This window comes from Clostridium sp. YIM B02551 (assembly GCF_022324735.1).
In the GTDB taxonomy this organism is placed as follows: Bacteria; Bacillota; Clostridia; order Clostridiales; family Clostridiaceae; genus Clostridium_T; species Clostridium_T paridis.
The window spans coordinates 16,894-37,591 of record NZ_JAKGTF010000001.1; the positions used below are offsets into that span (position 1 = coordinate 16,894).

Consider the following 20,698-nt stretch of genomic DNA (forward strand, 5'->3'; position numbering starts at 1 on the left):
ATAAGTAAAATAGGGAGTGAATATATGAAAAAATATATTTCTATATTGATGTCATGTATACTTGTAGCTTTTTTAGTTGCATGTAGCTTAACTAAAAATGAAGAGGTTAGTTCATATTCAGATGATATTAAAACGAAGCTTGATAAAATGTCACTAGAAGAAAAAATAGATCAAATGATTATGCTTTCGATTGACGAAGTTGTTAAAGATGGAAATAAAATTAAGTTTACAGAGATGAATGAAGCAACCAAAAATTTTTTGAGTAAACATCAGTTAGCTGGACTTATATTATTTAAGTTTAATATGATAGATAAGCCACAGACTAAAAAATTAACTAAAGATATACAAAACTTAAGTAAAGAAAATAAATTTTTTATAGCAACAGATCAAGAGGGTGGAAGAATAGATAAAATACCAACTGAAAACAAAACAAAATCAGCAAGAGAAATTGGAAATACTAAAGACCCAAACAATGCATATAAAGCCGCAAGTATCATTGGTAGTGATTTAAAAACTTTAGGATTGAATTTAGATTTTGCACCAGTAATGGATGTTGACACTAACCCTAATAATCCAGTGATAGGAGACAGAGCTTTTAGTAATGATCCCAAGATTGTGGGAGAATTTGGTGTTAAATTCATTGAGGGGTTACATTCTCAGGGAATATTAGCAACTGCAAAACATTTTCCTGGGCATGGAGATACTACAGGGGATTCTCATAAGGAACTAGTGAAGGTAAATCAACCATTACAGAGAATTGAAAATGTTGAACTTTATCCATTCAGAAAGGCAGTGGAAAATAATGTTGATATGATTATGGTGGGACATATAGTTGTACCAGCACTAGATGATGATAAAACGCCTGCAAGCTTATCTAAAAAGATGATGACTTCATTGTTAAAGGAAAAGATGGGTTTTAAAGGAGTAGTTATTACAGATGCATTTGATATGAAGGCAATAACACAAAACTATGATATTAAATCAGCTGTAATGAAATCTATAAATGCAGGTGCAGATATTATTTTAATGCCAGTAGCATTGATCCCAGGTGAAAACGATACGGAATATGAAGAAATAGTTAGGTTTATTAAAGAGAAGGTTCAAGCTGGGGAAATTCAAGAAAGTAGAATAAATGATGCAGTTGCAAGAATTTTAATTGCAAAAAAAAGTTTATAGATAGCAGATAAAATGAGGTAGAGAATGATGGATATATATACAATAGGTCATTCAAATTATTCTGTTGAGAGACTAATTGATATGTTAAATTATTATAAGATAAATTGCGTAGTTGATATAAGGGGCACCCCTTACTCAAAATATAATGTTCAATTTAATAAAGAAACTATTAGAAATACTTTATTAAATAAAGGATTTATGTATATATATATGGGAAAAGAATTTGCAGCTCAACGGGAAAATAGAGAGTTATATACGAAGGAAGGATATGCAGATTTTGAGAAGGTAGTAGAAGATAAAGATTTTTTAGATGGAATTGAAAGGTTAAGACTTGGCTGTATAAAGGGATATAGAATAGTGCTTATGGGAGCTATGCAAGACCCAATTAATTGCCATAGAGCAATTTTGCTTGGAAGAGCGTTAATTAATAACGGCTTTAACCTTAAGCACATATTACATGACTATTCTCTAGCAACACAAGAAGAACTAGAGGAAAAGATGTTAGAAAAGTATTTTAGCACAAGAAATCAAGTTACAATCGAAACTTTATTAGGAACAGAACCTAAGAGGGAAGAGCTTATAAAAAGATGTTATAGAGAAAGTAATAAAGAAATAGGCGCTAGAGTTGAAAAAAATCACCCTAAAATTTTTTAGGGTGATTTCTATTAAAAAGTGTAAGATTACTAATTTGACGCTATAGAGTAACTAAGAATATTTTTTACTTTAGGCACAAGATATTTAGTACCTCCTATGGATTTTGTATCCTCCATCATCATGGCAACTACAAGTTTAGGATTGTCCATATTCATTCCTACAAACCAAGAATTTTCGGTACCATTTGTATCATCTTGAGACTTTTTAATTTCCGCAGTTCCTGTCTTTCCACCTATATTTACTCCGTCAATTTTCGCTAGGTTAGCTGTAGCAGTAGGGCTATTTACTACTGAGATTAAATCTTCTTTTAGAATATTTATATTTTCTTTTTTTATAACATTTTCTTTCCAAACCTTTTGAGGAGTTTTATCACTTAATTCTAGAATTGGAGTCATAATGTTGCCATCATTTGCTAAGGAACTATAAATAAGTGAAGCTTGAAGTGGAGAGATTAAAAGTTCTCCTTGCCCATAACCAGTATCAGCTAAAAGTTCTTCACTTTTTATTGTATTATCATTTGAAATTTGGTTTTTTGAAATAGGGTATGAAAAAGGAATTTCTTCACCTATTCCAAAGGCCTTAGCACCTTCAATAAATTTGTCAGCTTTTATTTTTAAGGCCTGCTGTGCAAAATATATATTATTAGAACTTATAAGAGCATCTTTAAGGTTAATTGGCTTATCAGAACCAACAGTAGTGGTTATCTTCTTACCACCCCAGGAGCTGTCTTTTTGCCATTCAGTACCTTTTATATCTAAAGTCTCATCAGGATTTATAACTCCATCATCTAATCCTATTGCAGCAGTAACTAATTTAAAAATAGAGCCAGGTGCATAAGTATTATTAAATCTATTATTTGACATATCACTCCAGGATGTATCAAATTGCTTTTTTATTGTTTCAGTTTTATAAGTTGTAAATATATTTGGATCATAGGAAGGTGAACTTACTAATGAGAGAACTTCCCCAGTTTTAGGATTTATAGATGAACATGCACCTTTTTGACCACTAAGTTCACTATAAACTTTTTGTTGTAAAGCTAAGTCTATGGAGAGTTTTATATTTTCCCCAGGGGTTGCGTCCTTTTTTGTGATTATGACTTCAGAATCTTTATTATCAACTTTTCTAGTAATATATAGCTTAAGTCCATCTTGCCCTTTAAGTCTTGACTCAAAAACTTGCTCTAAGCCTGATTTGCCTATGACACTAGAATTACCATATCCTTTTCCTTTATTTTTATCTAATTCTTCAGCAGTAATAGGAGCAACATATCCAATTAAAGAGCCGATTGCTTCACCGCCAGTGTATACTCTTGAGGGAACCTCCATATATTTAACCCCAGGAATTTCAATAGCCTTTTGTAGCTTATCTTTATCATTCAGAGATACGTTTACTAATGGAATAAATTCATCTAATTTATTATCAGCATCTTTAATTTTGCCTGCAATAAAATCAGGAGTTAAATCTAATATTGAAGCTAAGGCTTGTACACTGGAATCCTTAGTTGGAATAAATTTTCTAGGATGTATTCCTAATGCAGCTACATTACCATTATAAGCAAGTTTTACATTATTTCTATCAGTTAATTCACCTCTGTTAGCAGGAATCCTTTGAATTTTAATTTTTTCGCCTTTCTCCATCTGAGGGAATAGTAACTTTTCACTCCATTTAATTTTCCACGGATTTTCTTTATCCTTAGTTTTTATTAGGTTAAGAGTATAATCTGAAATATCAATTTTACCAAACCCACTATTCATTGTTAGAGAAAAAGGAATGTCAAGCTCAGATGATTTACTCTTATCAGACTCAGATAAATTTTTAGCACTTAATTTTATATCTGAAGCATCTAAACTACCATAAATGCTGGTATATTTGTCTATAAAATCTTTTTCATTTATATATTCTTTTGAAGAATCATCTAACATGGCATATAATGCTTTATAATCTTTGCTATTTAGATTATCATTAAATTTATTAAATGCATCAGTAGGTGTTTCTGTTTTTGAGCAACCCAAAATAAAAATTGGTATTATTGCTAAGAAACAATAAATGAAACATTTTTTTAATACTTTCATAACGCTACCTCCATAATATTCAATATAATAATATTAACACAAATAGAAAAAAAAGTTAATAAACAAAAAAGTAGCCTTAATATATGAATATTTTAAAGAAATTTGTAAATGAATATAGAAAGATAACGAAAAGCATATTATAATATTATAAATATGTTAAAAATATAATAAAAAGATATAGTTAGAAGGAGTACATAATGAGAGCAGTTTATAAGAACCCAAAAGAATTAGCCACAGTTATAAAGGATTCTGTAGATGCATATTTGGAGGATTTAGTGACTTATGATCAATTAGAACAAAAGTTAACCAAAGTCATTAATGCAAATGAAGAAAGAATATATAAAAATGGAATAATGGCATTGCAAATTTCAAATGTTCTAGGTGAATCAAGAGTAGAAATAGTGAATAAAGTGTATAATAAATAATAGTAAAATGATGACGCTATATATTAGTTAAAGATGCTAATATATAGCGTTTTATATTTTGTTAAAGAAATAGATTTATACAAATGCAATCGCTTGCGTAAATTTTACTTATTAAGAATGAAAACACAAAGAAAGAATATAATAAAAACATATCAATATAATAATTATATGAGGATTTTAATTAGCATGCATAGAAAAATTCTAAAAATAACCATAATCTTAATTGACAAACATTGGCAAGGGATATATAATTAAATTAAAGTTGTGCAAGCGTTTGCATCAACTTAATAATTAGTAAATGGGGGATATCATGAAAAAAATAAAAAAGCTTTTAGCTATGGCGTGTACTCTTACTGTTTCTATGGGAATACTTGTTGGTTGCGGTAGTTCTCAAACTACTAATGATAAAAAGGTCACTTTGGACATATTTCAATTTAAAGTTGAAGCAAAAGATGCTCTTGAAAAAGCAGCCAAAACTTATATGGATGAAAATAAAAACGTTACCATTAACATTCAAACTGTTGGTGGTGGACAAGATTATGGTGCAGCATTAAGATCAAAATTCGCATCTGGTGAAGAGCCAGCTATTTATAATATTGGTGGTCCTCAGGATGCTCTTGATTGGAAGGACAAGCTAGAGGATTTATCTAAAGAACCTTGGATTTCACAAGCGTATGATGGAACTTTAGGCGCTGTCACAATGGATGGTAAAATATTAGGAATGCCTTTTGATCTAGAAGGTTATGGATTTATATATAACAAAAATGTATTTAAGAAGGCTGGAATAGACCCTTCTTCAATAAAAACTTATGGGGATTTAAATAAGGCAGTTCAAACATTAGATTCTAAGAAAGGAGACTTAGGCTTAGAATCTGTATTTGCACTTCCAGGAAAAGAAACATGGGTAACAGGGTTACATTTATCTAATGTTGCATTCTCAAATGAATTTAAGGATGGAGTAGCAGCATTTAATTCTAAGACTTTAGATTTTAAATACAATGATGGAATGAAGAAATTATTAGATTTACAGATTAAATATGCATATAAACCAGATGGAACTGATAAATCTATTAATAGTGTAGATTATTCAACACAAGTTGAGCAAAAATTCTCCTTAGGAAAAGTTGCTATTATTCAACAAGGAAATTGGGTTTATGGAAGCATTGAAGGTGTTGATAAAGATTTAGCACAAAATGTAGGAATACTACCTATGCCTATAGATGGTGTTAAGGAAGGTTCTATTCCAGTAGGAGTACCAATGTATTGGTCCATAAATAGTAGTAAAGATGATGCAACTAAAAAAGCAGCTAAAGATTTTTTAAATTGGCTATATACTTCTGATAAGGGTAAAGACATGATAGTACATGATTTTAAATTTATACCTGCATTTAAGGGATATGATTCAGATAACTTACAACCAGCTGATCCATTAGCAAAGGATATAACAAGCTATTCAAAAGATGGAAAGACTATGCCTTGGGTATTTATGGGATACCCTACAGGATGGGGACAAAATAAATTAGGAGCTGACATTCAAAAATATATTTCAGGAGAAATCAACTGGGATACATTGGTAAACAATGCTAAAACTGAATGGCAAAATGCTAGGAAATAGAATAATACATTAAAAATTAATAATCCTGGACTTCCTTTAAGGATATCCAGGATTATTTAAATAAATAGTTCTAAATAGGGGTGATGAGATGAGAAAACGGAATTTTTCATTTTGGGGTTTTGTAGGACCAATTCTTTTGGCGTATATATTAGTTCAATTAATTCCGTTAGTTATCGGAATATATTATTCCTTTACAGATTGGAATGGTATAAATTCAGATGTAAAGCTAATTGGGATACAAAATTATGTAAATGTATTTAAAGATCCAACATTTAAGCAATCATTTTGGTTTACTTTTAAATTTACTGTTTTATCTATAATAGTATTGAATGCGCTTGGATTTGGACTTGCATTGTTAGTGACAAGAGAATCTAAAATATGTAACATACTTAGAACTGTATTTTTTATGCCAAATTTAATTGGTGGATTAATCTTAGGATTTATCTGGCAATTTATTTTTACCCAAGTCTTTTCTGGTATTGGAAAAGCTTTTGGGCAGCAATGGCTCCTAGGATGGTTATCTGATGGAAAGACAGGTTTATATGGCCTAGTTATTTTAATGGCATGGCAAATGGCCGGATACTTAATGGTTATTTATGTAGCATCACTTCAAAATATACCTACTGAATTGTTAGAAGCGGCTGAGATTGATGGAGCTAACTTATTTCAAAAAGTAAAGAATATAATTTTCCCATTAGTAAGACCAGCTTTTACAGTAAGTGTTTTTCTAACATTAGCCAATTCCTTTAAGCTATATGATCAAAACCTATCTTTAACAGCTGGTGGCCCTGCAAAAGCCACTGAAATGTTGGCAATGAACATATTTAATACTGCTTTTCAATTTAATTTAATGGGAGTTGCCCAGGCAAAAGCGGTAATATTCTTTGTAATAGTTGGAGGAGTATCCTTAATTCAACTATACTTTTCGAAGAAAAGCGAGGTGGAGATGTAATGAAAACAAAGAAAAAACTACGTATTTCCTATATACTTATAACAATATTTAGTTGCTTAATAGGAGTATTATTTTTATCACCTTTTTATATTATAATTATCAATGCTTTTAAATCCAAAAAGCAATTGTTTGAGAATACATTATCCATACCACATTCAGTAACGTTTGATAATTTTAAAGAAGCATTCCAAAGATTAGATTTTATTTCATCTTTAGCTCACTCATTGTTTATAACAATTGTAAGTGTTGTTTTAATTGTAGTATTTTCATCTATGGCTGCATGGATGCTTGAGAGGACAAAAAGTAAGTTAAGCGGATTTATTTTTACATTATTTATTGCATCTATGATAATTCCTTTCCAAGCTGTTATGCTTCCATTAATAAGGGTTATGGGAAAGATACACTTTCTTAATGTTGCTGGAATTATATTTATGTATGTTGGCTTTGGCTCATCATTATCAATATTCTTGTATCATGGATTCTTAAAAAGTATTCCTAAAGAATTAGATGAGGCTGCTACAATTGATGGCTGTAATAAATTCAAGACTTTTTGGTATATAATTTTTCCATTATTAAAACCTATGACAATAACTGTTGCAATTTTAAATACTGTATGGATATGGAATGATTACTTACTTCCTTCACTAGTTATTAATAAGCCAAACACTCTTACAATACCACTTAAAACATTCTTTTTCTTTGGAGAATATACAAAACAGTGGAATTTAGCTTTAGCTGGGCTTATTTTAGTCATTATACCAGTAATAATTTTCTATTTCCTAGCTCAAAAACATATAATAAAATCTATAACAGCAGGAAGTATAAAGTAAAAAGAACAGTTATTACTGTTCTTTTTACTTTGCAATACATTTTGTTTAATTAATTTCATAAATGAGTCTGGGGTAACAATTCGAACGTTAGGTAACTTATTAAGTCTTTCAACTACGTTGCTTATATTGCTCATATCTTTACTCCAAGCATGAACATATACAAATGTATAGGCACTTTCATTATTTATATCTATTTCACCATTTTTTACGGAGTTTTCAATGGAGTTAATTAACTCCGTTTCATCTTCAAGGCCACTCCAAAGTAAGTTTCTACAGGAGACAATAGGCTTTTCATGTGACCATAAAATCTTGCCCTTATAATCGTCATGCTTAGAATAATTTAAATAAAAAATCCCTTCAATATTAGGTTTCATAGTGAATTTATCCCATAAACTTGTTTTGTTGAAAGCCCAATCATCGATAACAGCTATATACTTTTCATCAACTTTTCCCATATAGGAATTTAAATCCTCTAAATATTTATCTAGTGCATTAGAAGGAAATTTGCTTGGATAAATATATGAATTTCCAGAAGGAGAGACGATGAAATTGTCTAAACTTGTTGCGGAACTATAATATTTATTAAGAACTGTAGGGGCTAGGTAATATAAAGAAGGAGTCATGCTCCAGCCCATACTAAAATTTCCTCTAAACTTTGATCCATACCACTTTGGTGAAGTATAGTTACTCCCTAGATTCCATTGCTGATTATCTCCATCTGACATTATAAAAGTCACATAATGAACATTTGCTTCTGTAGGAACTGCTTGGTTTTCCTGATTTAATGGATTAGATGGAAATGAGCTAAGTACAGATAAATTATAGGACCAATCTGCGGCTATCATTCCAACACCATACTTTGAAGCAATATTTACATTTTTATATTCATCTGGCCCCCATCCAAGGCAAATAGAATTAGAATACATGGAACCAAAAACTTTTTCTCTGAGTTTAAAATCATTAACATCATCTTCGTAGAAAACTAAAGATTTTGTCATAATTGCATAATCTCTTAGAGCACTAGAATGTGCAGGGGATAATTCTATAACCAAGGAGTGGTTTTTTAACTTATTCCATAAGTTATCATATGCCCAAAACTTATCAGTATTTCTACAATCACCAGCAACTGTTGTTATTCCCAAGTCTTTAATTTTATCCTCTATAGATTCATCTATAGCTAGAGAGGATTTTAAAGCGGCTAAAGTGCAAGCGTTATTAATCGAAGGGTCAGAAGGAGTTGCTTTAGAATATAAAACATATCCTTTAATATAATCCTTAAAAACATCTATCATACTCCATGGATTAGCTACCATTTCGTAATTTACATTGTAATTATCTTTCAAGTCATCTAGCCATATTTTATAATCTGGTTGGTTAGAGTTAATTGTATATATTTGTTTTGAAGAACGAGTAGAAATTAATCCCTGCAAAGTTGAAATCATAACTTGCTCAACTTCTGTCATATCATTCTGAGATAATACATAAAGATATTTCGGTTTTTTAGGATTTTTCAAATAATACTTTGGATTATTTGAATAAGCTAGAACTGAGCTTGAATTCATTAAAATTAAGATAACTAATATTATTAACGTTCTTTTACTTTTCATAACATCAATACCCTTTTTCCTTTGCCCAATCTGAAAATTTTACTTTATATTTATCACCATTTTCTGAGCAATACTCATAAAAGGTAGTTAGAAAATTTATGCGTCTTTCTGTATAGAAACTTTGAATACTTTCTGTTGAAATTCCAGAGAGAATTATTTGCCTTTTTATGATATCTTCAAGTTTAACATCTTTATGGTTTTTCATGGAGTCGAACATTATCATGAATGTTGTAGTTCTACCAATGCCTTCTTTGCAATGGAAATGAATCCACTTATCCTTAGAAAGTGAATTTATTTCTTTAACAAAATAATCTACTGTCTCATTTGTAGGAATACTACCATCGGTAACTGGAATTCTCTTATACTTCATACCAAGACTGTTAACTAACTTTTCTTCGTTATATATCTTGTTGGGGGTTAATGTGGTTTGAGGTTTATTATAGAATGTTACAAATTCATTTTTTGGAATACTTCTTAAGTCTTTCTTCTCTTTAGCAATAACTTCTTTCCTTGTTAATCCATGATTTGCATTATTATATTTGTTTTTAAAGCTGATAGCATTTCCATCAATAAAGACGTGAGATTCTTCCCTTAGATCGATAACTACTATTTTCTTTTTAGTATCTAAGGCTTCTTTTAGTGCCTTTAATGAGTATTCTGTAAATTGTGAGCTTCCAGAAATATTTAAAGCATCTAATCCATTTAAATTAAGAATTTTACTATCCTTGATATCAATTCTATCTGTGGTTTTACGAAAGTGTTTAGGAAGATTTGAAGAATTAAGAGCATCTAAGACAAGATGAACTTCATCATCTTGAGCTTGAACATCGGTATTTGCACTAGCTAAAGCATTAATAGGGCTAGCTATTACAAGAATTAAAATCATCAATATTAAAGTGCTGGATTTAAATATTTTTCTCATCATTTGTATACCTCGTTATATAAATATTTAGTTTATCACAATAAGTTTTTATAATTTTAATATATTTTATACGAATTTATAAAAAATATTTCAGATACCATAAACTGACAAAATACTCCAAATAGTATAATGTTTTATTGAAGGAGGTGGGGTATTATGTCAAATCTGGAAGAAGTTCTAGTAGCAATAGAAGATTTAAGAAGTCGAATGAATAATCTTCTTGACGAAAAAGAAGAGATCTTTGATCCAGAGTTGGTTGAAGTAAGTCAGCTGCTAGATAGCAAACTAAATGATTATGAGGCTATCATACGACAAACTGACGACGATTAAAAAGAAGTGAAAATGGGGGAGGTGGTATTTGTACCATCTCCTTCACAAAAAACTTTATTATAGGGTTTTAAGTTCAACTATTAACTTATTCATGCCTGAAAATGTCCAGAAGCCGACATTTTCAAACAAGTATAAGTTAAGTTTCCTATAAAAAACCCTATACTTGCCTATTTTAATGAAACATATTATCATAGACTTAGAATTAAAGTTAGGAGTGAAGTTATGATTAGAGCAGTATTATTCGATTTAGACGGTACACTTATTGATACAAATAAACTTATTATGGATTCCTTTAAAAAAGCATTTAAAGAAATATTAGATATTGAACCTCCTGAGGAGGAAATAGCAATGTTATTTGGAAGACCATTAGTTCAGACCTTAGGACAATATTCAGAGGAAAGAGTTGATGATTTAGTTAAAACTTATAGAGATTATAACGAAAGTAATCATGATAATATGTGTAATGCTTTTGAAGGCGTGAAGGAGATGTTACTTCAGCTGAAGGATATGGGTATAAAAACTGGAATAGTAACATCTAAAAGGGCTTCTCTTGCAAAAAGAGGTATGGAGATATCAGGAATTTTAAATTTAATGGATGTAATAATAACACCTGAATCAACTGAAAAACATAAGCCAGATGCAGAGCCTGCTTTAAAGGCTTGTGAAATTTTAAATATTAAGCCAAGTGAGGCTATCATGGTAGGAGATGCTACATACGATATTTTATGTGGTAAAGGGGCTGGATGTAAGACGATTGGTGTAAAATATACAGCGATTCCATTAGAAGAACTTAGACAAGCCTCACCAGACTATTTTATAGAAAAGCCAATGGATGTAATTGAAATTTTGAAAGAGTTAAAAGAAAATATAGCATAAAAACAAACCGCAAATACATTTGTATTTGCGGTTTATATATTAAAAGTTTTTAATATCTTCTTCTTCTACGTCTAGATCTTTTTCTTGCAGTTGCAATTAGATAAACTAGAGTTAAAATTACAACTATTCCTACTAAAGTAATTACGTATAATACTATGTTAGCTTTTAATAACTGAGTTAGTTTTACATTTACACTTCCAGTGTAATCTGCTTTATACTCCCTAACTGAAAAGCTTAGTTTAGTAGCTTTATTTGATGCAAGAGACCAAGCATCTTTCCCTTCGGTGTTTATAGTAACTTTACCTTCTTTATCATTTACATAATTTGAATACGCTGTGACATCTTTATCTAAAGTTACAGGAACTTCTAGAGTCTTTTTTGGACCAAAGAACTTGAAAGCTTTATAATCTAGAGAAACCTTACCAACTTCAGAGCCTGCTTTAAGTAGCGTCTTTTGAGTAGCATCATAACTATAATCAATTATAGATTTCATATCTTTAAAAACTTGTGTACTATGCTCGTCCTTCGTTGAGTCAAGCACAACACCAATTATTTTTCTTCCATTTCTTTCGTAGAGAGCAACTAAGCATCTACCAGCTTGTTGAGTATAGCCTGTTTTACCACCTATACAACCATCTTTTCCTAAATTTTCATTTCTGTTTTCTACATTGAAAGTAGCAGTTTTATTGATGGTTATAGTTGCTTTGTCTGTTCCCATTATTTCTCTTACCCAATCATTATGGTAAGCAGCTTTTCCTAAGGTTGAAAGGTCATATGCAGTAGTGTAATGATCTTCATCATGTAATCCATTAGGTGTAACAAAATGGGTATCTTTCATATTAAGTTCTTGAGCTTTTTTATTCATCATATCTGCAAAGCTCTGAGAATCACCACCTACAGCGTCTGCAATCATATAGGCTGAATCGTTAGCAGAGTAAAGTAGAAGTGCCTTCATAACATCATCAGCAGTCATAGTTCCACCTACAGGGATAGGTTGCATATTAGTATTTAATGAATATGCAGGCTGCTTTTTTGCTTCTTCTGTATAGTCTATAGTGTCATTTTTAGTTTTATTCTCAGCAAAAAGTAAAGAGGTCATAAGTTTTGTAGTACTAGCTGGATACTTTTTTGCATCTACATCTTTTGCGTAAATAATTTCACCAGTTTCATAATCTATAGTAATAGCAGCTTTCGCAGCGACAGAAGGTGCTGAGGATTTTTCAGCTGCTTGAGTCTTTAGTGCGAAAGGAGATATAAATGTTAAGGATAAAGTAATTGCAAGTGTTGATAATAAAGTTCTACGTTTCAAAATACATCTCTCCAAATCTTCTCATATAATTTTTTATAACTAAAATAATTTAGTTGTAATCCTTTTTAGCCTTAATAAGTATACCATCATTGTAGTATAATAACAACTATAAAACCTGTTATAAGGAGATTTGATAATGAATTGTAAACAAATTGAAGACAAATTTAAAGATAGAAAACCAAGAAAAATCGGAAAATATAAGAGAAGTTCCGTTGTTATACCATTATATGAGGAAGAAGGAATAACATATATAATTTTTGAAAGGCGTTCTTTAAAACTAAAACATCAGCCAGGGGATATTTGTTTACCTGGAGGAAAGATTGAGCCAGGAGAAAATCCAAAGGAGGCTGCAGTAAGAGAACTCATGGAGGAGCTTTGCGTAAAAGAATCAGATATTGAAATTATTGGTCAAATGGATTACTTAGTTACACCATTTTCTCTTATAATGTACCCCTATGTAGGAAGACTCAAGAGCTTAACTGAAGATTTTAATAGAGATGAGGTGGATTCAATGATAAAAATTCCACTCGAGTTTTTTATTAATAACACACCCTTGATTCATGAAGATGAACTTAAGGTAGAAAGAGGAGAAGAATTCCCATTCCATTTAATAAGAGGAGGGAAGGAATATAATTTTTCAAAAATTAAATATGCTACACATTTTTATAAATATGGGGATGTAGTAGTATGGGGACATACTGCTAGGATTATTTATGAATTTATTAAAATAATAAAAGGGGATAAATAATCCCCTTTTAAGTGAGCATATCTTAAATGCGACTATTAGAATTTTCTTTTCTAAAAAGTAGATGTAAAAATGAAAGCTTAGTTTCACAAATTATTATTGATAGAAATAATATTGCTCCGCCAAATATCATTTGAATAGTTAATGTTTCTTTCAAGACTAAAGAAGAAAATAATGGACCAAATAAAGATTCAGTACATAGTATTAATGCAGCTTGTGATGGTTTGGTGTGCTTTTGAGCAATATTTTGCATTAGGAATGCTAATAAAGTCGAAACAAAAGTTAAATAGCCTAATGAAACTAAAGAGTTATTTATATTTATATCAGATAAATTTTCAAATTTAATAGAACAAATTAAAGCTAAAATCCCGGTTACTAAAAATTGAATTATTGTTAGCAAAATAGGGTCATATTTTTTTGAAAATACACCAACAAAAGTGATATGCATAGCAAAAAATAATGCACAAAACAAGGTGAGTGTATCTCCAAAGTTAAATAAAAGTGAAGAACCGTCCCAAGTTAATAGGAAAATACCTAGAAAAGCAAGCACTGCAGAAAATACTGAAAACTTTTCTAGCTTGTCCTTAAATATTATCCAAGCCAAAAAAGGTACAATTATAACATTTAATCCTGTTATAAATGCATTTTTAGAGGCAGTTGTATAAACCAAACCAACAGTTTGAGTTGAGAAACCTAAAAAAAGAAAAAATCCAAGTAATATTCCTGAACCTAGGGATTTTAGTGTTAAGTTTTTAATGCGTTTTATAAAGATTATAAGTAGAATGAATCCAGAAACAGTAAATCTTATAGAAGTTAAAACAAAAGGGGGAAAGGAGTTTAAAGCTTCTTTAGAAGCTACAAATCCAAATCCCCAAAAAGCTGCAACTAGTAATAAAGACACACTGTATACTTTAGTATTAATTTTCATAGTTATATCCCTTCAAGTTGTTATTTGCTTAAGGTATTAATTACAGATTCCTTAGCTTTAAGTTCTAAGGTATCATCAATAGGAGCAAGTGTATAATCATATCCTTTGTTTGTTAAAGCAGTTTGAATTAATCTATCTGCAAATTCAGGATTTTTTGAAAGAAATGGTCCATGGAAATAGGTTCCGTAAGTATTTTTATATATACATCCTTCATTTCCATCTTCACCATTATTACCATAACCAACTATACATTTTCCTAGAGGTTTCAAATCATCTCCTAAGTAAGTTCTTCCCGAATGATTTTCAAAACCAACATAGGTTTCGTTAAAATCTTCATTTTTTATCATGGTATTTCCTATAAATCTAGTGCTTCCTCCTGTAGTATATAAATCTAATATATTTAATCCCTCAAGTTTTTCTCCTTTTGGAGAAGTGTAATACTTGCCCAAAAGTTGATAACCTCCGCAAATTGCAAGAAATACTTTACCTCGTTCAATATATTCTTGTAGTTCATATCCTTTATTTAATTTTAAATCATCAGATACAATAGACTGTTCATAGTCCTGTCCACCACCAAAAAATACAATGTCAAAGTCGTTTCTATTAAATTTATCACCAAGTGACAAGTTAGTAATATTGACTTTTATTCCCCTTTGTTCAGATCTATATTTAAGCACAAGTATATTTCCTAAATCTCCATAAACATTTAATAAATCAGGATATAAATGACATATATTTATTTCCATTTAAAATTCCTCCTACCATAGTTCCTTTATATATCCTTTTGAGTGAAGATATTTTCTATAGTTAATCATTGCAGTATAAGTTGCTAGTACATATACATTATTATTCTCGCTATTAATAATTGAATCAGTTAAATCCTTATACTCTTGCTTAATTATAAAAGAATTCTCGTTTAACCCAGCAATTTTAAGTCTAATAGCCATATCATACATTCTTATTCCGGATATAAATACATCGTGTATAGGCAAATCCTTAAGCTTTTCAAAATCTACGTCCCAAATCCAAGATACGTCTCTTCCATCAGCATAATTATCATTTAGTAAAAAGGCTGTTGAAAAAGATTCCTTATTTAAGCAGAGTGTATCAATTGCTTGATTAAACCCTGCAGGATTTTTAACAAGAATTATTTTAACCTTTTTATCTTCAATAGAAAGTATTTCTTGTCTTCCAAAACTAGAAGATTGCTTCTCTAAGGATTCGATAATTTTGTCTTCCTCAAGGTCTAATTCTTTTGATATTGCATATGAGCAAAGTGCATTATAAATATTATAAACACCAGCTTGGTTAATATTTAATGCTCTTCCATTAATAGTTACACTTGAACTTTCTGGAGTTAAGTCAATTATATTATCAACATAGTATTTTAATTCATCTCGCTTAAACCCACATCCTTCGCAATAATAATCACCTAAGTGATTATATGTTATAAAGTTATAGGAGTAAGGCGTTTTACAAAACTTGCAGAACTTAGCATCGGCATTAATTTCAATTTCTTTATTATCATTAATTGAAGTGTTAAATCCGTAATAATACATAGGGTTTTTAAGCTTTAATCCACCAAGCAGTGATTCGTCACCATTTAAAATAAGCTTTGTCTCAGGTACTTTTTTAATACCTTCTAATATCTTTTCTAAAGTTGTATAAACTTCACCATATCTATCTAATTGATCTCTAAACAAATTAGTAATTGTGATAATTTCTGGAACAATATCTTCCGTAATAAACTTTAAGTTAGCCTCGTCCACTTCGATAACAGCATATCTTTGAAGTTTAGAGAAGAATTTATAATTTTCAACGAAACAAGCTACGATACCTGTATGAAGATTTGCTCCTGTTGCATTAGTAATTATATCTAATCCATTATTCTTCAAACTATTTGCTATCATTGAGGTAGTTGTAGTTTTACCATTTGTACCTGTTACTAAAATTACTTTATAGTTTTCTGAAACTTTTTTTAAAATCTTTTTATCAAGTTTTAAGGCAACTTTTCCAGGAAAGTTACTACCACCTTTAAATAAATGTCTTGATAAAAATATAGTTATTTTTCCTGCGATTATACTTAAAAAAGATTTAATACTAATTTTGTCCACCACCTTAAAATTATGTAACTTACAACTAAATATATTAAGAAAGGAAATTCCAAACAATACTTTTTATTTTAAAAAGAAAAAAATTCCCCTCCTTTTTATACACTAAATATGATATTTTATCAATCTAAATCTATATAATTAAAGTTTTCTTTAGCATAAAAAGGTAAGTTTTGAGCTTTTGAATTAAAAGCGCTTATTACTGTTTTTCTTTCACTATAGGACATTTTATTGAAAATTAACTTAACTCCATAAGCAATAGGAGTATCCTTAGAATAAACCAAACTAAAGCCATAAATAAACTTTTCACTTTCGGGATTGTTTATTATTAAAGTTTTATCTATTACTTTACTCGAAGCCTCTGTATCGGATTCAACAATAATAATGTTAAAATGTTTATCAATCAATGTTTTTTCAATAGAAACATTATATTCCTTTGAATTTATTATAGCTACATTAAAAGTTCCTTTTGATAAGTAAGGAATATTTGATATAGTATATGTAAGTGGTTTTTCACTTGAAAATATATAAGATATATATATTTTTTTACTTTGAACATTAAGAATTGTATTAGAAACAGCATTATTTAAATCTGGAATAAATTCAAATCTATTTTTATTGGAGTTAAGCAATGATGAAGAATTTTTACTTTCCTTATTTATTATTGACAAGTTTACTCCACTTTTTTCAGTTTTATCTTTAAAATCTTTATTTTGTAAAAATGCATCTTGTAGTGGAATTATGTTAAGTGGCACTTCAACTATAGAATCTTTAACAGCATCATTATTGGTGGGAGAATTGGTGTAACTTGGAGAATTATTATATATTTTCTCGAAGTTTCCACTGGATATAGTAATAATACCTGCAATTATCCCTACTGAAAAAATTATAATTAGTAATGAAGGTTTAATTTTTAGGTTCATATTTGGCTCCTTTTATGTTAATATATATAATGCTTTTGAAAATTTAACTATATTAAATACAATTTAAGTATAGCATATTATAGATTTTTAATTTAGGTTTTGATAGAATTTATTTATAACCTCAAGGGGATAATTAGGAGGAAAAATGGGAAAAATTAAAGAATTATTGAACAAGCTTAAGAAAAATGGAGAACCCATAAAAAGTAAGCTAATAAAAAATGCGATAAAAATGAAAGAAAAAAGTTTAACTATTTATGAAAAGTTAAAGGTTAAAATAGATCCATTTATTAAGAAATATAAAGCTTTAAGTGAGAAATGGAGTATACTCCATCCTACAGTTGTAATGATTTTTTGCTTTATGATGGCCTTGATTATAATTTTTTCAGTAAAAACTGCTTTAAAGAAAAATCAAACATTAATTGCTAATAACAAAGCTGAAATGCTTTTCTATCAAGGAGATTTTGATAAATCAGTAAGTGAGTACGAAAAGTTGCAAGAAGATGATAAGTGGCCTATATGGGAAGTAAAGGAAGCTGAAATCTATTCTGTTCAAGGTGAAATGGACAAGTCCAATGATCTTTTAAAAGATGCTATGAATAAAAGAAATAAAATAGTTGGGAATAATAGAGAAAAGTATGAAGCTAAAGATAGAGAGTTAGTAAACTATATTGTTTTCACATATTTTATGAATAAGAATTACAAGGAAGCTTTGGAAATAGGTGAAAGTGAACTAAATAATTATGGAAAAGATAAACCATTAATGAGAACTATGTATACGGTATATATGGTAAATGGAGAGAAAGATAAAGCTAGCGAAATGGTTAAAGAGTATCCAGTGGATAGTGATTCAGCATATGATTTATCCATTTTAGCAAAGATGCAGATGCTTTTAGATGATTATGATAAAGGATTTGATTTATTAAAAGAAGCTTGGTATAAGGATAAGGATGAGATTAAGGTGTTTGACATAATATCTCAAGCAGCTACCTTTAATAAGGATTTAATTCTTCAAAAATTAATAGATAGATCTTCAAAAGAGCCAAATGAAATTTGCTACAAGCTATGGATAGCTAAAGTATATTCAATGTCTCAAGATTCAGCTGATATGGCTCAAAAAACTCTAACAGAATTAGATGGTAAGGATATTGGAAATATTAATGTTAAAATAATTCAAGCGAAAATATATCAGTATTCTGGTGATAATGAAAAAGGTGAAAAATTACTAAATGAAATTATCAGTCAAAATAGTGAGTCATATATAGGGTATCATACTGCAGGTTGGTACTATTATGACAAAGGAGAATATGATAAGGCATTTGAATTCGCTCAAAAGAGTATTCTAGCTAACAAGGATTATCCTGATAACTATGGTTTCTTAATTCCTGATATTATGTTAAAGCAAGGAAAAGATAAAGAGGCAGAACCGTATTTTAGAGCAGCTTTATTAAAAGAACCTTTTAATTATGACATTATGACAAAGATTGCAAATTATTATTGGACAACTGCTAAAGATAGTAATAAGGCTTATGAATATTTTAGTCTTGCATCTCAAGTAAAGCCAACTGATACAGAATTATATTATAACAGGGCACTAATAAAGCTAAATAGCAATTCTACTGATGATGCTATTACATTGCTTAAGAAAGCAATTTCATTAGATGATGCAAATCCTAAATATCATAGAACATTGGGTACTATATATATGAATCAAGAAAAGTATTCAGATGCTATTAAAGAAGTTAGATATGCATATGCTGCAGATAAGAATGATCCACTAACTTTAAATAATGCAGGTTGTTTTTATATTTCGATTAATGTTGACTTAGAAAGAGGTATGGCTAATTTAAAAGCGGCATATGAATCAAGAGATTCAATTACTGATGCAGATACAAAGAAAGCCATAGAAGAAAATTATACTAAAGCAAAAACAGTATATGATGATTATAATAAAGGTAATGGGGATTCTATAAAGATTCCAGATTTCACATTGTTCTATTAATAAGTTATCTAGAATATTACTATATAATATATTTTTATATAGTAATATTCTTTTTTTATATAACTCTATGATATAATGTTATAATAACTTATACATAATTAATTTTAAATAATATAGGGTCTTGAGTTGAGCTAACAACTTTTTCATGACGGAACTTAAACATGAATAAATTAAATTTTCTATAAAAACTCTATATATACAGTTAAGAAGGAGGATTAATAATGTATCCAATTATATTTGAGAATTTATATTATGATAGAATCTGGGGCGGTAGAGAACTAGAAGCCTTTAGAGATAACTTACCTGAAGGAAATATAGGTGAAAGCTGGGATATAGCTTGTCATCCAAATGGAATGGGTGTTGTTAAAAATGGAGAATTTAAAGGACTTACCTTTGAAGAGTTAATTAAACAAAGAGGGGCTGAAGTTTTAGGTAGTGAGATAAAAGGAGATAGATTTCCATTACTTATTAAAATAATAACTGCAAATGATAAATTATCAGTTCAAGTTCACCCAGGTGATGAATATGCTCTTAAAAACGAAGGAGATCTAGGAAAGACAGAAGCTTGGTATGTTATAGATGCAAAGGAAGGTGCTAGCCTAGTAGTAGGGACTAAAAATTGTACTAAGGAAGAGTTTGAAAAGGCACTAAATTCTGGTGATTTAGAAAAATATTTAAATAGAGTGTATGTTAAACCAGGAGATTTCTATTTTGTTAAAAGTGGATTAGTTCATGCAATAGAAGAAGGTGTAACAATTGCTGAAATACAACAAAATAGCGATACCACTTATAGGGTATATGATTATAATAGAGGAAGAGAAATTCACGTTCAAAAAGCATTAGATGTAATTGATTTTTCCCTATCAGGTAAAAATGCAAAAGGAATAAAAATACAAGAAGACGGATATTTAAAGGAATACTTATCACTTTGTCCATATTTCTCTATAGAAAAATATGTATTACAGACTGAAGTAACTGAGAGCAGTGACAAGGAAAGATTTTATATATTTACATGTACTGAGGGAAGTGGAGAAATCAAATATAAAGATGGAACTGTTAAGTATTCTAAGGGTGATTCGGTATTTATACCAGCAACGCTAGGCGAATATAAAATAATAGGGAAATCAACCTTGTTAAAATCATATGTGCCAAATGAAGCTAAAGTTGAAGAAGAAATACTTAATAATATAAGAAGATAATATTATTGCAGTTAAAAAGTTA

The 20,698-nt window shown here is 29.7% G+C and carries 19 protein-coding genes; 11 read left to right on the forward strand and 8 right to left on the reverse strand.

Features of this window, described 5'->3' with window-relative positions; all coding sequences use genetic code 11:
- Positions 1–24: 24 nt before the first annotated feature.
- Both nagZ and L1S47_RS00110 read left to right on the forward strand, forming a co-directional pair.
- A complete protein-coding gene (gene nagZ / locus L1S47_RS00105) occupies positions 25–1,176 on the forward strand; it encodes a beta-N-acetylhexosaminidase (RefSeq protein WP_238881256.1) in 1,152 nt (383 codons plus the stop codon).
- 27 nt (positions 1,177–1,203) lie between these two features.
- Positions 1,204–1,830, forward strand: coding sequence for a DUF488 family protein (locus L1S47_RS00110; RefSeq protein ID WP_238881956.1), 627 nt, complete (start codon positions 1,204–1,206; stop codon positions 1,828–1,830).
- A 29-nt stretch (positions 1,831–1,859) separates the two neighbouring features.
- Here the strand turns inward: L1S47_RS00110 and L1S47_RS00115 are convergent, their stop codons facing one another.
- The gene (locus L1S47_RS00115) at positions 1,860–3,905 is read right to left on the reverse strand and encodes a penicillin-binding transpeptidase domain-containing protein (protein ID WP_238881257.1); all 2,046 of its coding nucleotides are present in this window, start codon (positions 3,903–3,905) and stop codon (positions 1,860–1,862) included.
- Between the two features lie 197 nt (positions 3,906–4,102).
- On the opposite strand from L1S47_RS00115, the gene L1S47_RS00120 reads away from it, so the two are divergent.
- The 4 genes from L1S47_RS00120 (at position 4,103) to L1S47_RS00135 (ending at position 7,727) form a co-directional block, all read left to right on the forward strand.
- On the forward strand, positions 4,103–4,330 hold the full coding sequence (locus L1S47_RS00120) for a TIGR04540 family protein (RefSeq protein ID WP_238881258.1): 228 nt from the start codon (positions 4,103–4,105) through the stop codon (positions 4,328–4,330).
- A gap of 310 nt (positions 4,331–4,640) precedes the next feature.
- Positions 4,641–5,945, forward strand: coding sequence for an ABC transporter substrate-binding protein (locus tag L1S47_RS00125; protein WP_238881259.1), 1,305 nt, complete (start codon positions 4,641–4,643; stop codon positions 5,943–5,945).
- Positions 5,946–6,033: 88 nt separating this feature from the next.
- Positions 6,034–6,897, forward strand: coding sequence for a carbohydrate ABC transporter permease (locus tag L1S47_RS00130; protein WP_238881260.1), 864 nt, complete (start codon positions 6,034–6,036; stop codon positions 6,895–6,897).
- A complete protein-coding gene (locus tag L1S47_RS00135; RefSeq protein WP_238881261.1) occupies positions 6,897–7,727 on the forward strand; it encodes a carbohydrate ABC transporter permease in 831 nt (276 codons plus the stop codon). Before L1S47_RS00130 ends, L1S47_RS00135 begins: the two co-directional genes overlap by 1 nt.
- Here L1S47_RS00135 and L1S47_RS00140 read toward each other — a convergent pair.
- Positions 7,682–9,334 (reverse strand): GxGYxYP domain-containing protein, encoded by a 1,653-nt coding sequence (locus L1S47_RS00140; protein WP_238881262.1) that lies wholly within the window; start codon positions 9,332–9,334, stop codon positions 7,682–7,684. The two genes, L1S47_RS00135 and L1S47_RS00140, sit on opposite strands and share 46 nt — an antisense overlap.
- A 4-nt stretch (positions 9,335–9,338) precedes the next feature.
- Entirely contained in the window at positions 9,339–10,259 is a 921-nt protein-coding gene (locus L1S47_RS00145; RefSeq protein WP_238881263.1) for a phytase, read from the reverse strand.
- A 153-nt stretch (positions 10,260–10,412) separates the two neighbouring features.
- Between L1S47_RS00145 and L1S47_RS00150 the strand changes: the two genes are divergently transcribed.
- Entirely contained in the window at positions 10,413–10,586 is a 174-nt protein-coding gene (locus L1S47_RS00150; protein WP_238881264.1) for an aspartyl-phosphate phosphatase Spo0E family protein, read from the forward strand.
- Between the two features lie 222 nt (positions 10,587–10,808).
- Positions 10,809–11,462 carry a pyrophosphatase PpaX gene (gene ppaX / locus L1S47_RS00155; RefSeq protein WP_238881265.1) on the forward strand — a complete coding sequence of 218 codons (654 nt, stop codon included), beginning with the start codon at positions 10,809–10,811 and terminating at the stop codon, positions 11,460–11,462.
- 49 nt (positions 11,463–11,511) lie between these two features.
- Here ppaX and L1S47_RS00160 read toward each other — a convergent pair whose 3' ends face one another.
- Entirely contained in the window at positions 11,512–12,771 is a 1,260-nt protein-coding gene (locus L1S47_RS00160) for a D-alanyl-D-alanine carboxypeptidase family protein (protein ID WP_238881266.1), read from the reverse strand.
- A gap of 136 nt (positions 12,772–12,907) precedes the next feature.
- On the opposite strand from L1S47_RS00160, the gene L1S47_RS00165 reads away from it, so the two are divergent.
- Positions 12,908–13,519 (forward strand): CoA pyrophosphatase, encoded by a 612-nt coding sequence (locus L1S47_RS00165; RefSeq protein WP_238881267.1) that lies wholly within the window; start codon positions 12,908–12,910, stop codon positions 13,517–13,519.
- Positions 13,520–13,541: 22 nt separating this feature from the next.
- On the opposite strand, the gene L1S47_RS00170 is transcribed toward L1S47_RS00165, so the two are convergent.
- The 4 genes from L1S47_RS00170 to L1S47_RS00185 form a co-directional block, all read right to left on the reverse strand.
- Positions 13,542–14,444 carry a DMT family transporter gene (locus tag L1S47_RS00170; protein ID WP_238881268.1) on the reverse strand — a complete coding sequence of 301 codons (903 nt, stop codon included), beginning with the start codon at positions 14,442–14,444 and terminating at the stop codon, positions 13,542–13,544.
- A 20-nt stretch (positions 14,445–14,464) separates the two neighbouring features.
- Positions 14,465–15,190, reverse strand: a complete 726-nt coding sequence (locus tag L1S47_RS00175; RefSeq protein WP_238881269.1) for a type 1 glutamine amidotransferase — start codon at positions 15,188–15,190, stop codon at positions 14,465–14,467.
- A 12-nt stretch (positions 15,191–15,202) separates the two neighbouring features.
- On the reverse strand, positions 15,203–16,558 hold the full coding sequence (locus L1S47_RS00180; RefSeq protein WP_238881957.1) for a Mur ligase family protein: 1,356 nt from the start codon (positions 16,556–16,558) through the stop codon (positions 15,203–15,205).
- Positions 16,559–16,677: 119 nt separating this feature from the next.
- Complete coding sequence (locus L1S47_RS00185; protein ID WP_238881270.1) at positions 16,678–17,478, reverse strand: hypothetical protein; 801 nt, start codon at positions 17,476–17,478, stop codon at positions 16,678–16,680.
- 145 nt (positions 17,479–17,623) lie between these two features.
- Between L1S47_RS00185 and L1S47_RS00190 the strand changes: the two genes are divergently transcribed.
- Both L1S47_RS00190 and manA read left to right on the forward strand, forming a co-directional pair.
- Positions 17,624–19,477 (forward strand): tetratricopeptide repeat protein, encoded by a 1,854-nt coding sequence (locus L1S47_RS00190; RefSeq protein WP_238881272.1) that lies wholly within the window; start codon positions 17,624–17,626, stop codon positions 19,475–19,477.
- A 221-nt stretch (positions 19,478–19,698) separates the two neighbouring features.
- Positions 19,699–20,676, forward strand: coding sequence for a mannose-6-phosphate isomerase, class I (gene manA / locus L1S47_RS00195; protein WP_238881274.1), 978 nt, complete (start codon positions 19,699–19,701; stop codon positions 20,674–20,676).
- Positions 20,677–20,698 lie beyond the last annotated feature (22 nt).